11 protein-coding genes are annotated in these 13751 nt (G+C 69.1%); 4 read left to right on the forward strand and 7 right to left on the reverse strand.

All coding sequences use genetic code 11. The annotated features are described in order from the left end of the window. Positions 1-165 precede the first annotated feature (165 nt). The 4 genes from HUU96_RS03865 to HUU96_RS03880 form a co-directional block, all read right to left on the reverse strand. Complete coding sequence (locus HUU96_RS03865) at positions 166-849, reverse strand: hypothetical protein (RefSeq protein ID WP_174291543.1); 684 nt, start codon at positions 847-849, stop codon at positions 166-168. 11 nt (positions 850-860) lie between these two features. After that, complete coding sequence (locus HUU96_RS03870; protein WP_174291544.1) at positions 861-3281, reverse strand: TcfC E-set like domain-containing protein; 2421 nt, start codon at positions 3279-3281, stop codon at positions 861-863. Positions 3282-3395: 114 nt separating this feature from the next. Beyond that, positions 3396-3857, reverse strand: coding sequence for a hypothetical protein (locus HUU96_RS03875; protein ID WP_174291545.1), 462 nt, complete (start codon positions 3855-3857; stop codon positions 3396-3398). Positions 3858-3910: 53 nt separating this feature from the next. Then, positions 3911-4465, reverse strand: coding sequence for a hypothetical protein (locus HUU96_RS03880; RefSeq protein WP_174291546.1), 555 nt, complete (start codon positions 4463-4465; stop codon positions 3911-3913). 248 nt (positions 4466-4713) lie between these two features. Here HUU96_RS03880 and HUU96_RS03885 point away from each other — a divergent pair, with 248 nt between their 5' ends. Beyond that, positions 4714-7542, forward strand: a complete 2829-nt coding sequence (locus tag HUU96_RS03885) for a M16 family metallopeptidase (RefSeq protein WP_174291547.1) — start codon at positions 4714-4716, stop codon at positions 7540-7542. 31 nt (positions 7543-7573) lie between these two features. Here the strand turns inward: HUU96_RS03885 and ald are convergent, their stop codons facing one another. From ald to HUU96_RS03900, 3 genes are all read right to left on the reverse strand, one after another. Beyond that, positions 7574-8689, reverse strand: a complete 1116-nt coding sequence (gene ald / locus HUU96_RS03890) for an alanine dehydrogenase (RefSeq protein WP_174291548.1) — start codon at positions 8687-8689, stop codon at positions 7574-7576. A gap of 100 nt (positions 8690-8789) precedes the next feature. Continuing rightward, a complete protein-coding gene (locus HUU96_RS03895; protein ID WP_174291549.1) occupies positions 8790-9287 on the reverse strand; it encodes a GlcG/HbpS family heme-binding protein in 498 nt (165 codons plus the stop codon). After that, complete coding sequence (locus HUU96_RS03900) at positions 9284-11380, reverse strand: PQQ-dependent dehydrogenase, methanol/ethanol family (RefSeq protein ID WP_254604963.1); 2097 nt, start codon at positions 11378-11380, stop codon at positions 9284-9286. Before HUU96_RS03900 ends, HUU96_RS03895 begins: the two co-directional genes overlap by 4 nt. Before the next feature lie 217 nt (positions 11381-11597). Between HUU96_RS03900 and HUU96_RS03905 the strand changes: the two genes are divergently transcribed. From HUU96_RS03905 to HUU96_RS03915, 3 genes are all read left to right on the forward strand, one after another. Further along, entirely contained in the window at positions 11598-12140 is a 543-nt protein-coding gene (locus HUU96_RS03905; RefSeq protein ID WP_174291550.1) for an RNA polymerase sigma factor, read from the forward strand. Further along, positions 12137-13165: a FecR family protein gene (locus tag HUU96_RS03910; protein WP_174291551.1), complete on the forward strand. Its 1029-nt coding sequence runs from the start codon at positions 12137-12139 to the stop codon at positions 13163-13165. The genes HUU96_RS03905 and HUU96_RS03910 overlap by 4 nt, the downstream gene beginning before the upstream one ends. Positions 13166-13270: 105 nt before the next feature. Then, the coding region (locus tag HUU96_RS03915) for an STN domain-containing protein (protein ID WP_217430259.1) at positions 13271-13751 on the forward strand (481 nt) is incomplete at its 3' end.

Consider the following 13751-nt stretch of genomic DNA (forward strand, 5'->3'; position numbering starts at 1 on the left):
AGCCATCTGCAAAGCGTGGCAAAACGAACCTGCCCGCTTTACCTCAAACCCGCACCATCAATCATCGGGACCAAACACCTAGCTCCCCGTCGCTGCGGCGCAAGACCGCTTCCGACCTGGGCGAGCGGATATCATCGCGAGGAACTCCCGGGATCACGATGTCGGTCAAAACCGCTGTTGCTCTATCCTGTCGCCGGTCTTGATGCGGTAGGTGATCGGGCCGACCGGATCGACCGTCTGCTCCCAGCCGGCACCAGCATAGAGGCGTCGCGCGGGGAGGCTGGTGCATTTGGCACCCGCGGCATCGCATTGCCGGCCATCGAACATCTCGACATTGGTCGTGCCGTTGTTGGTCAGGGCGAGATGACTGCCCGTGCGTACTCCCGTCACCGCTCCGGTCATGACGATGGGACGCACGATCACCAGCACGTCATAGCCGACCAGGACCTTCAGCGCGGTGTTGGCGGCGCTGACGTCGCCGATGACGGGCTTGATCGTGACGCGATAGATGCGCTCGGCGGGACCGCGCGGCCCGACCGAGGCGATGCGGACGAGCTTGCGCTCGCCGGGTTCGAGGATGATCTTCTGCGGCGTGACGAGCAGCCCGAGCAGCGCCGGGTCGGCCCTGGCGACCCGCGCCTCGTCGGGCTGGCCGGGGTGGACGATCTCCGACGGCTCCACCACGACGTAGATTCGCTCCTTGCCGGTATTCGCCGCCTCGATATCCATGCGCGGGACCTTGTTCGGGACGAGGTCGACGATCACCTGGTTGAGGACGAGATCGGCCGAAGCCGGCGTGGCTGTGGCTGCGGTGAGGGCGGTCAGACCCGATACCATCCATCGGCGCATCATCGTCTCCATCATGGCTTGCTCACGGCGAACTGCATGGGCGGGCTCGGCCTGGGGCAGGTCAGCGTACCGAGCGCGGCATAGCCCAGCGCCGCCGGGCGAGCGCTGAGCGGCAGCCGGCATGTCCGCCCGTCCGGGCTCTGGATCTTCAGCACGTCGTCGCTGCCTGCCTCGATCTGGAAATAGCCGTCACCATCCGTCCCGCCGATCGCGCCCGCAACATAGACTGCGGCGTCTGCCACCGGCGTGCCGTCCGCCCAGACGGCCCGTCCGAACATCGCAACCACGCGGCGGGCGGACCAGACCAGGCGGCCGACATTACCGGGATAGACGCTGACGAGGCGGGTATTGCCGTCAAACTGGATGATGTCGCCGCCGACGGAGCGGATACGGACGGCATATTGCCGATAGGGCGCGACCGCGATCGACGTTTCGGTCCCGGCGTGAACGATCCCGCGCGCGGCATTGTCGACCAGGATCTCGAACGGCGCGCCGCGAGGGGCGCCTTGGACGGCGACGCGGAGGATGCTGTCGTTCTGGTCGCGGCCCTGCAGGGCGATGCCCGAGGACGTCACCGCCGCCATCGTCTGGAAGTTGATGCCGTATTGCGTCGCGCCGTCATGGCCGGCGATGGGCTGGGCGACGTCGACATCGAGGGTGGCGTGGCGGGCGGCGAGATCGGCGCGTCCTCGTACAAGCGTGCCGCTCACCTCCCGCTCGACATCGCCTGCCAGCGTCGCGTCGCCGCCCAGCACGTCGGGCCGGTGCCATGATCCGCCGACCGCCCCGATGACGGCGGCGTCATGGTTGTCGCTCGTCGCCGATGTCGCGCGTGCGCCCAAGCTGGCGGTCAGCGAGGAGCGCGCGCGGACGCGCTGAAAGGTCAGCCCGATGAAGACGGAACTGCCGTGGTTCGACACCGTCATGTCGCCGCGCAGGTTGACCTGCACGGCGGCGCGCTCGACCAGCGGCCAATAGAGGGTCGGCCCGATCGCATAGCTTCGCCCCGCGCGAGGATCGCGGCGATACGACCCCGTGACGCCGATCTGGCCCGGCTTGAGGTTGTAGCTGATCGTCGCGTTGACCTGGGTGAACGATCCGGCCGCCAGCTGTGCGGTCCGGTCGACGGCGATGCCGCCATAGTCGCCGCCGTCCTCGCCCAGCGGGATCAACGGCCGGTCGTCGTGGCTCCAGACGCGGCGGGCATCGATCGTGTAGTTGAGCCGCGCGACGCCCGACGAGCTGGCCTGGAACAGGACGCCGGCGTCGCGATGCACCGAGACGAGCCCGGCCAGCCGCACCTGTGCCGCCTGGCCCAGATGGTAGCCGCCGAGCTCCAGCAGGCCGGTCCGGTCCGTGCCCATCACGCTCGCGTCGAGTGCGAGGTGAGGACTGAAGCGGCGCGCGATGCCGGCGAGGTACAGCGGGGTGCCGCTGGTCGCGAACGGCGCATTGCGGCGATTGCGCCCCAGCAGGCCACCATAGGCGAAGAAGATCGGCTCGCCGATTGCGGCGATCGCGACGTTCTTGGTGAAGAAGCGGCGTTCGTCATGCGCCGTCCCGCCAATTTCCTCGATGTGCAGCACCACTTCGTACGATCCATCCGGCAGGCTGGTCGTGTCGAGCGCCTGGTTGCCGGCCTCATAGTTGCGCGAGGTCAGCAGGCGACCGTCGCGAATGATGTCGACCCGCGCCCGCAGCGGCAGCGACACGATCAGCGGCGTGCCCGCGATCGAGGTGCGGTCGAGCCGTGTGTCGACCTGGCTCGCCACGCCCGCGCCGATCAGCCGGCGACGGCCGATCAGCTCGATCCCGGGCACCCACAGCGCCCCGGCGGCATAGCGCACCCCCGGCCGGTCGAGTTCGGCGGCTAAGGTATCGACCGTCAGGCCCTCGTAGGACGAAAAGGACAGGTCGGTCCGAAGCCGGGCGGCGCCCTCCGCCAGGATCGCGCGGTTCTGCAGGCCGTAAAATGCATCGCCGCCGCTGCCGGCGATGCTGCCGCCGAACCGGTCGACCAGCGATACGCCCGGCTGCGGCCGGGGTAGGTAGCCGCGCGTCGCCACCGGGTGAACGGCGAGCAGGCCGGGATGGACATACACGTCGAGCCGGAACCGCTGGTCGTCGAAGACGACGCCGGCGACCGCAGGGTGGTAGATGCCGCAGGCGGCACGCTCGGCATCGGTATTGGCGCGGCAGACCATGCCGGGATGCGAGTCGAGGTCGGGCATCGCCAGCGCCGCGCGTATCGCCGCCGGGTCGAGGAGATCGGGCAGGAGCGCGACCAGCGCATCGACGTCCAGCACCGTGACCTTGCCCGGGCTGTAGCGGACGCGGGCCTGACCGAGCAGGCGACCACCCATGACCACGTCGGCGATCGCCTCCTGGGGCTGGAGCAGCGAGTCGAAGCCCGCCGGGCGGCTGGTGTTCACCCGCGGGATGTCGTTCGCCGCGTGTGCGGCCGCGCCTACGACCAACGCTAACACGAACAGGGAGAGCCGGAGCGTATCGCGGCGAAGGGAACGCACGACCACCATGCGCCGCGGCTACTGCGCCGCGATGATGAGCGTCAGCGACCCCGAATAGCTGCCCGCGGTGGCACCGCTCAACGCCGCGGAGCGCAGGATCACGATCAGGCTGGCGGTGGCCGGGTTGAGCAGCGAACAGGTCTGATCGACGACCAGGCCGCCGCTGAAGCCGCCGACCGTCGTATTGGCGGCCAGCGCCGTGCCCGATGACCGGTTGGGGGCCGCCGCCCATTGCAGCTCATAGGGCATCGCCGTCGCGCTGCCCGCCAGGGTGAGCGCGCCGCCGGTGCCGCTGCCCGACGCGCGAACGCTATAGAGTCCGGTCAGGCTGCTCGCATAGGCGCAAACACTCTGGCTGTTGGTGACATCGACCGCGGTGGAGGACAAGGCTCCGAACGCAACGTCGGCGAGCTTGGTCAGGCGTACCGTCTGCGCCTCGACGGCGTTGCCGACGACTGACAGCGGCAGCGCCGGCAGCATCGCCAAGATCCAGCCGCGCCTCGCCACACCAGCACCCCCGACGCCGCCCGCGGTCAGACGGGCGAGACGAGCAGGGTCAGGGTGCCGGTATAGCTGGTCTGCGACGCCATGGTGAGCAGCTGGGCCGAGGTGATGCTGACGATCAGGCTCGACGAGGTCGCCGGCGCGGTCGCGCAGGTCGGCGTCGTTGCGGTCGAGTTGAACGTGCTTGATGCCGTCGCCGCGGTCAGCGCCGTGCCCGAGCTCTGCCCCGTCGACTGGTTCCACTGCACGCTATAGGCGACCGGCGTGAGCGCACCCGAGGCGAGCGTGAACGCGCCGCTGGTGCCGCTGCCGGTGGCGGTGATCGTGTAGCCCTTGGTCGCGGTGTTGCTCCACACGCAGTTGCTCTGCGCGTTGGTCGCCGTGGTCGAAGGGTCCACGTTGGTGAAGGCGACGTCGTTCAGGCCGGTGATCTGCACGCGGTTGGGCACCGTCACCGTGATGGTGATGTTGCCCGTCGACGTCGCGCCGAGCGTGCCCTGGGTGGACGCCAGCGCCGGCGTGGCGGTCAAACCGACCGCGACGCACGCCAGCGCGACGGGGAAGAAAAGGGATTTCCAGAGCATCGTCATTGTCCTCCAAAGGCAAGCTGTCTCGTGCCATGCCAAAGCAGTGCCGATCGCGCTTCTGGTCCAACGAGCCTATCGGCCGGTTAAGCGTCCAACCGATATGGTTGTAACAGCCGCCCTGAGGCAACGCCGCTGGCCGACGGCGCGGCATCGGCCGCTATTCGGTCGCTTCCCTCTCGCCGACGGGCGCGACGAGATGTTTGGTGCTATGCGGCCGGCACAGGCTGATGGAAGAAGGAATGATGATGAAGCGGTTCTTGCTGGTTGCGGCGTCGGCGCTGGTCCTGTCGACGGCGGCGGTCGCGCAGCTGCCGGCGAAGCGCGGCGGCGTCTGGGCGCAGAGCTATACCGGCCGCAAGCCCGATCCCGCGATCCGCTTCGGCCAACTGCCCAACGGCCTGCGCTATGCGGTGATGCACAATGCGACGCCGGCGGGGCAGATGTCGTTGCGCCTTTACATCGGCTCGGGATCGATGGCCGAGACCGACGAGCAACAGGGGCTGGCGCACTTCCTGGAGCACATGGCGTTCCGGGGCAGCACCCATGTGCCCGATGGCGAGATGATGCGGGTGCTGCAGCGCCATGGCCTGGCGTTCGGGGCCGACACCAACGCCTCGACCGGCCAGACCGCGACGATCTTCCAATTCGACTTCCCGCGCGCCGACCAGGACAGCATCGACACCGGGCTGGGCTTCTTCCGCGAGATCGCCAGCGAGCTGACGCTGTCGCAGGCGAGCATGGACGGGGAGCGCGGCGTCATCCTGTCGGAGGAGCGGCTGCGCGACAGCCCCGGCTATCATGCGATCAAGGCGCAGTATGGCTTCGACCTTGAAGGCCAGCTGGCCCCGAAGCGCTGGCCGATCGGCCTGGTCGACATCATCCGCACCGCCCCGGTCTCGCGCATCCGCGCCTATTACGAGGCGCATTACCGGCCGGAGAACGCGGTGGTGGTCGCGGTCGGCGACTTCGACGCGGCCGCGATGGAAGCGCAGATCAAGACCCGCTTCGCCGACTGGAAGGGGAAGGGCGCTCCCCCACCGGAGCTCGACGTCGGCAGCGTCAAACAGCGCGACGAGCAGGTGCGGGCGTTCGCCGAACCCGGCGCGCCCGACCACACCTATGTCACCTGGGCGCGCGCCTATAACGATCAGGCGGACACCGACACACGCGAGCGGATCGACTTCGTGCGGCTGGTCGCGATCACCATGCTCAACCAGCGCTTCGCCGACATCGCCCGCCAGCCCAACCCGCCCTTCCTCGCGGCGTCGTTCGGGCAGGACAATGTGCTCAAGTCGGCGAACCTGACCAACCTGTCACTGACCGCACCGCCCGAGAAGCGGCTCGCCGCGCTTAAGGTGTTGCTCGACGAGCAGCAGCGGGCGATGACCTTCGGCTTCACCCAGGCCGAACTCGACCGCGCGGTGTCGACTTTGTCGGCGGTGTTCCAGAACGCTGCAACGGGCGGCGACACCCGCAAGAATGTCGAGATCGTCGACAACATCCTGCAAAATGTCGACGAGAACGAGGTCGCGACCAGCCCCGTGCAGGATTATGCGCAGGTGCTGGCCTGGTCGAAGACGATCAAGGTCGCCGAAACCGACGCTGCGCTTCGCGCCGCGTTTGCCGGTGCCGGCCCGCTGGTGTTCGTCGCCGCCGAGCAGGCACCGGCCGGCGGCAAGGCGGCGGTGAAGACTGCGGTCGACGCCGCGCGCGCCGACAAGGTCATCGCCGGTACCGCAACAGCGACGGTCGACTGGCCCTATGCGTCGTTCGGCAAGCCCGGCGCGGTGGTCGAGCGGCGGGCGATCGCCGATCTTGGCATCACGCAGGTGCGCTTCGCCAACGGCGTTCGGCTGACGGTCAAGCCGACTGCCTTTGCCAGGGACGAGGTGCAGATCGCGGCCGCGTTCGGCACCGGCCGCCTCGGCCTGCCGCTCGACCGCGCGCGATCCTTCTGGACGGTGAACGGCACCGCGCCGGTGTTCGTCGAGGGCGGCACCGGCAAGCTTTCCGCCAGCGCGATCCAGCAGGCGCTGGTCGGGAAGGTCACCAGCGCGGCGCTGAGCATCCAGGACGACGCCTTCCTGCTGCGCGGGCAGACCCGGCCGGCCGACTTGCCGACGCAGATGCAGCTCCTTGCCGCGTACCTCGCCGATCCCGGCTTCCGTCCCGAGGCCTATGACCGGATGCGGCCGCTGGTCGCGCAGGCGTTGCCGCAGTTCAGCGCTACGCCGATGACGGTGCTGACCCGCGAGGCGTCGGTCATCCTGCACGGCGGCGACAGGCGGTGGTCGCGGCTGCCCAGCGCCGCCGACCTCGCCGCCAGCAGGCCGGAGGATGTGCGCTCGATCCTGGCACCGGCGCTGTCCGGGCCGCTCGATGTGACGATCGTCGGCGCGGTCGATGTCGAGGCGGCGATCGCCCAGGCCGCCGCGACCTTCGGAACACTGCCGTCGCGTCCGCCGGCGGGCCTTGCGAGCGAGGTCGTGCGGTTTCCCAAGCCGGCGGCGACGCCGATCGTGTTGTCCCATACCGGCCGCCCCGACCAGGCGGCGGCGGTCGAGGCCTGGGCCGCGCCGGGCCTGTTCGAGAGCCAGAAGGACGCGCGCGCGCTGGCGGTCGCCGCCGAGATCCTGCAGACGCGGGTGACCGACCGGCTGCGCACCGCGGAGGGCAGCACCTATTCGCCGACGGTGCAGGCGTCGTCGTCCGACACGCTGCGCGACTATGGCTTCATCCTCGGGCTAGTCGAGGTGCCGCCGGCCAAGATCGCGACCTTCTACACCGAGCTGGCCGAGATGATCGCCGACATGGCCCAGCATCCGGTCAGCGCCGACGAGCTCGCCCGCGCCAAGGAACCGCTGATCCAGACGCGCAAGCGCGACCGGCAGGACAATGCGTTCTGGGTCACCGGCCTGACCGAGGCGCAGCGCGATCCGCGCCGGCTCGACGCGCTGCGCACGTCGGTGTCGGGCGTCGAGGAGGTGCAGGCCGCCGACGTCCAGCGCGTCGTCGGCAAATATCTGCGCGTCGGCGGCTCGACCCGGGTGGTGATCAAGGCGGCGGGACAATAGTGGCGGCGATCAGGCTGGAAAGCTGTTCTCTCTAAGCCGCCAGCGCCTCCATCGGTGTGATTGCCGGCAGGTCGAGGCTGTTGCCGACGGGCAGGCTGGTCAGTCGGCCGCGGAACACGTTCAGCCCCGCCCGCAGATGCTCGTCCGCGCGCAGGGCGTCGACGCCGCGGTCGGCGAGCGCCAGGCCGAACGGCAGGGTGGCGTTGCCGAGCGCGTAGCTGGACGTGCGCGGCACCGCGCCGGGCATGTTGGCGACGCAGTAATGCGTCACGCCGTCGACCGTGAACACGGGGTCGGCATGGGTGGTCGGCCGCGAGGTCTCGAAGCATCCGCCCTGATCGATCGCCACATCGACCAGCACTGCGCCCGGCTTCAGCCGCGACAGCATGTCGCGCGTGATAAGCTTGGGCGCGCGTGCGCCGGCGACCAGCACGGCACCGATGATCGCGTCGGCGAGCCCGGCCTGCCGCTCGATCTCGTGCGCCGTCGAGAAGGCGGTGGCGATGCGACCGCCGAACAGCTCGTCGATCGCGCGCAGGCGCGGTAGCGAGCGGTCGAGGATGACGACCTCCGCGCCAAGGCCCGCCGCCATCCGGGCGGCGTGCAGCCCCACGACGCCGCCACCGATCACCATCACGCGCGCCGGCGCGACCCCGGGGACGCCGCCCATCAGCAGGCCCGGCCCGCCGGCGGTCCGCCGCATCGAGAAGGCGGCCGCCTCGATCGACAGCCGGCCCGCGACCTCGCTCATTGGGGCCAGCAGGGGCAAGCCGCCGGCGGCATCGGTGATCGTCTCATAGGCGACACCGATGCAGCCGCTGTCGAGCAGCCCCCTGGTCTGGGCGGGGTCGGGCGCGAGATGGAGGTAGGTGAAGAGGATCTGGCCTTCGCGTAGCATCGCCCATTCGCGTTCCTGCGGCTCCTTCACCTTCACGATCATGTCCGCCCGCGCGAAGATCGCGTCCGCCTCGCCGGCGATGTCGGCACCTGCGAGGCGATAGGCGTCGTCATCCGATCCGATACCGGCACCCGCCCCGGCCTCGACGATCACGGCATGGCCATGGGCGACGAACTCCTGCACCGCGGCCGGGGTCAGTCCCACCCGGTACTCGTCGACCTTGATCTCCTTGGGCACACCAACCAGCATTGCTTATCTCCTTCATCGCCGTCTCGCGGCGACCGATCCCATTTCCAATTTGTGCAGCGCTGTTCCGGCCAGCTGTTGCGGTCGAGAAAGCGGAAGCGACTTACCGGGCGGTCTTCGGGCCTTTGCCGAACACCTGCCCCGCCTTGACGGCGAGCGCGTCGTCTTCGACCGGCTCCCGCCCGCTGACGCCGATGCCGCCTACGACATTACCGTCCAGCAGGATGGGCACGCCGCCCGCCATGGGCAGCATCCCCTTGATGCCGAGCAGCGTCAGGTCGCCATGGGCAAGCGCCTGTTCCGCCTGCTTGGTCGGCGACGCCATCACGATCGCCGTCCGCGCCTTCTGCTCGGCCGCTTCCAGGTTGATGAAGGACGTGCCGTCCATCCGCAGCGCCGCGACGAGGTTGCCCTCCGCATTGGTGACGGCGACGGCGACGGGCGGGCCGTCCGCCGCCAGCTTCACCGCTTCGTTGGCGATCTTCGTCGCATCCGCCAGGTGCAGCGCCGACGTTTCGATCGTCTGCGCCGATACGCTCGGCGCAACGGCTGTCACGCACAGGGCGGCGATGCTTGCCAGGGCATGGACGCGGCCGGTCACTGGTTGTGATCCTTGACCGGCGGAACGGCCTTGGGCGGTGTGCTGATGAAGGCGTGGATGTCGTCTATGTCCTTCTTGCTGAGCACGTCGGAGAAGGACGACATGCCGGCATAGCTGAAGGCACCGTCATGGACGATCGCCTGGAATGCCGCATGGGTCGACGGCGGCAGGTTCCACAGGTCGGGATAGCCGGTCGCATTGCCGGGCGTGCCGTGACAGTTGGAGCAATTGGTGGCGAACAGATCGGCCCCATGGCGTACCATCGCCGCGGTGCCGCGATACTGGGCGGGCGCGGGCCTTACCGTGGCGGCAACCTGTAGCGGCGGCAGCGCCGGTGCCGCGCCGCCCAGCTTGAAGACGATCAGGCGCTCCGTGTTGACGCGCTGGTTCGCGACCACATCCGGCGGGTAGCCGCCAAGCGCCGCGCCGCCGAGCCCGGCGGTAACGGCGACGTAGCGCTCGCCGTCGATGGTGTACGCCATCGGCGACGCCATTACGGCGGTGCCGATGGCGATCCGCTGCAGGACTGTGCCGTCGCGCCCGTCATAGACCGTCAGATAGCCGTCCGAACTGCCCTCGAAGACCAGCCCGCCGCTCGTCGTCATCGTTCCGCCGCCGTAGAAGGGCTGCGGCTTGCCGGTCCAGACCGCCTTCTGTCGCACCGGGTCCCAGGCGGTGAGCACCGTATCGATCTTGGGCTTGGGCTGGCTCGCGAGCAGCGGCGCGGGCGTGTTGGCGTCGGTGAACAGCGCTTCCGATCCCTGGATCACGGTATAGGGCTGCCAGGGCACCGGCTTCATCTTGAAGGTCATCGGTGCCTCCAGCACCGGGATGTAGACCAGGCCGGTCGCGGTGCTGTACGACATTGGATGCCAGTTATGGGCACCGAACTCGGACGGCCAGACCAGCTTGATCGCCTTGGAGAAGTCGCCCTGCTCGGTGAAGACCGGGCGGCCGGTCTTCAGGTCGACATGGTCGGCCCAGGTAGCGACCGTGTATTTTTGCGCGGACAGCAGCTCGCCGGTGACGCGGTCGAGGACGTAGAAGAAGCCGTTCTTGGGCGCCTGCATGATCACGCGGCGCTCGCGGCCGCCGACGCTCAGGTTCGCCAGGATCATGTTCTGCGTGGCGGTATAGTCCCAGCTGTCGCCCGGCGTCGTCTGATAATGCCACTTCTTGCGGCCGGTATCGGCGTCGAGCGCGACGATCGACGACAGGTACAGATTGTCGCCGCCCGCGGGGCTGCGCAGCCATTTGGGGTGCGGCATCCCGTTGCCAGTGCCGATATAGACGATGTTGGTCTCCGGATCGTAGACGATCGAGTCCCATGGCGTGCCGCCGCCGCCAAAGCCCCAGGCGGAATGCGGGTCCCAGGTCTTGCGCGCCTCGGTGACCTCGGGGGTCTCGTCGCCCTTGGCCGGGTCGCCCGGCACCGCCCAGAAGCGCCAGGCGAGCTTGCCGGTCTTGCGGTCGTATGCGCTGGCATAGCCGCGAGCGCCCATCTCCGCGCCGCCATTGCCGATCACGACGTTGCGCCCGGCGATCCGCGGCGCGCCGGTGACGGCGTAGCTCATGCTGCGGTCGGCGAGGGTATCGACCTTCCATAGCGGCTTGCCCGTCTTGGCGTTCACTGCCGCGAGATAGCCGTCGAGCGTGCCGACATAGACGATCCCGTCGGCCACCGCGACGCCGCGGTTGACCGCGTCGCAACAGGCATGGCGCGCGAAATGCCCGTCGACTTCGGGGTCGTAGCGCCAGAGTTGCGCACCGGTCTTGGCATCGAGCGCGTAGACGACGCTCCACGGCCCGGTGACGTACAGGACGCCGTCGACGACGACCGGTGTCGCCTCCATGCCGCGATGGGTGCGGCCGCGCACGGTGAAGTCGTCGAACTCCCAGGCGACGCCCAGCTTCTTCAGCTCGTCCGGTGCAAGCGTGGTGTCGTAGGTGTGCGCCGTCTCCTGCGCCCATTGCGGCACCGTGCCGCCGGCAGTGTCGCGGCCACAGGCACCGAGCGACAGCGCGCCGCCGGCGAGCAGCAAGACACCCAGCCGACGCACGCGCGCACTGCCCATCGTCTTCGCCGAACTCATGCCGTCGTTCCCCCGCGCGCTATCGGTCCGGGTGAGAGACGCTGCCACATGGACATGGCCACATCATTCCCCAGCCTTCATCAAGGTAAGACGCACGACGGCGCCTAATCCGTCAAACCTCGTGCTCGCGCGGTTGCGGCATCGTTTGCCGAGCCCTTCGCCAAAGCCATTTGCGTCGGCCGTTGTTTGGCTTCATCATTTAGCAAAGGAGCGCTGCATGAAGCCGAACCCTGATGGCGAACACTCGTCCACCCAGGCGCTGTATGCCGAGTTCCGCCGGCCGCTGCTGAGCTTCTTCCGCCGGCGCGTGAAGGACCCCGGCGAGGCCGAGGACCTGACCCAGGAGGTGTTCTCGCGGCTGTTGCGCGAGCGCCCGGGCGACGGCATCGCGGACGCCAAGGGCTATGTCTTCCGCATCGCCCTCAACCTGCTGCGCGACCGTGCAAGACGCGAGGGCGTGCGCGGCGCGACGCTCCTGTCCGACGTCCATGCCGGCCGGGTCGCGAGCCTGGTCGCGGAATTGGTTGAGGATCGGCACCCGGAACGCGTCTTACTAGCAAAGGACGAGGTAGGGCGGGTCGTGCGCGCCTTGAGCGCGTTACCCGAGCGAACCCGAGACATGTACATCCTATTCCGCCTGGAAAATATGAAGCAACGAGACATCGCCAACCTCTACGGCCTGAGCCGCAGCACCGTCGAGAAGGAGGTGATGCGCGCGACGCTGCACCTCGCGCTACGGCTGGAGCGCGGCGAGCGATGAACGCCGACGAGCGGGACCGCGCCCATGTCAGCCGCCTTGCCGAGGCGAGCTTCTGGCAGGCGCATCTTGCCGACCATGATCTGGAAAGCAGCGCAGCGTTCGAGGCGTGGCTGGTCGCCGACCCGGCCCACCAGGCGGCCTGGGACCATGTCCAGGCCGGCTGGATCGCGGTCGGCGAGCAGTCCAGCTCGCCCGACCTGCTGCAGCTGCGCCGCGATGCCCTGCGCCGGGCGCAGCGGGCGAGCCGCTCGCGCTGGGCGACGTCCCGCCAGTTCGCACTGGTGGCCAGCTGCGTGCTCGTCCTGCTTGTCGCTGGCGTCGGCGGCGGCGCATGGTGGCGCAGCGTCTTTCCGCCAAGCTTTCAGACCGCCAGCGGCGAGCGGCGCACGATCACGCTCGACGACGGCTCGCGCGTGTCGCTCGACGCATCCTCGCGGCTTGAGGTCCGCTATACCAGGCAGCAGCGCAAGCTAGTGCTGCTCGCCGGGCAGGCGCGGTTCGACGTCGCCCACAACCCGCTGCGCCCCTTCTTGGTCGAGGCGCGCGGCCGCACGGTGATCGCCACCGGCACGGCGTTCAACATCGACCTGCTCGGCCCGACCGAGCTGGTGACGCTGATCGAGGGGCGGGTCGTGATCACCCCGTCGCAGGGTGCCACGCCGCCGCTCGCCGCCTTCCGCCGGCCGCCGCCGACCGACATCGTGCTGGCACCGGGTCAGCAGGCGGTGTTCCGGCCGGCGTCGCGCACCACGCTGGCGACGGTCGACCTCAAGCGGACCGGCGCGTGGGAGGCGGGGATGCTCGACTTCGACAACGAGCGGCTGGCGAGCGTGGCGGCGCGCATCAACCGCTACACCGAGCAGCCGGTGGTCGTCGCCGCCACCGCCGCCGACATGAGGATCAGCGGCGTCTTCAAAACCGGCGATACTGCGACCTTTGTCGATGCGGTCGTGCACTATCTGCCGGTGGCCGCGACCGATCGCGGCAGCGACATCGTCATCGCTGCCGATCGATCCAAACACTGAGTCCCCGTCGCACCCGTTTAAGAATCTTTTGAGGATCGGCGATCGGAGCGCGTCCTTAATGATATGGGGAGACTAGCAGGTCACCCAGCATCAGGGGGATCAACCATGCGCTTTCGTCACTCGCGTCTTCAGGGTCTCGGCACATCGGCGCGGATCGGTGCGATCGCCCTGCTGATGGCCGGCGCGCCGGCCTGGGCGCAGACACGGACCTTCGACATCGCCGCCATGCCGCTGGGCCAAGCGCTGCGCACCGTCAGCCAGTCCTCGGGCAAGCAGATCATCTTCGCCGACAGCCTCGTCCGGGGAAAGACCGCGCCGCGTCTGCGCGGGCCCTATACGGCCGACGCCGCGATCGGGATGCTGCTCGCCTCCAGCGGCCTGGTCGCGCGGACGGCGCCCTCCGGGGCGATCATGGTGCTGCGAAGTCAGCAGGGGATCGGCCAGCGGGGCCTGGCCGGCGGCACCGACCAGGGACCGGCGGTAGCGCCCGCCGCGGCAGCCGCCCAGGCCGAGGCGACGGAGACCAGCGGCGACGTCATCGTCACCGCGACCAAGAGCCGCCAGCGGCTGGTCGACGTTCCCGCCA

It is taken from the genome of Sphingomonas bacterium (assembly GCF_903644135.1).
GTDB lineage: Bacteria > Pseudomonadota > Alphaproteobacteria > Sphingomonadales > Sphingomonadaceae > Sphingomonas.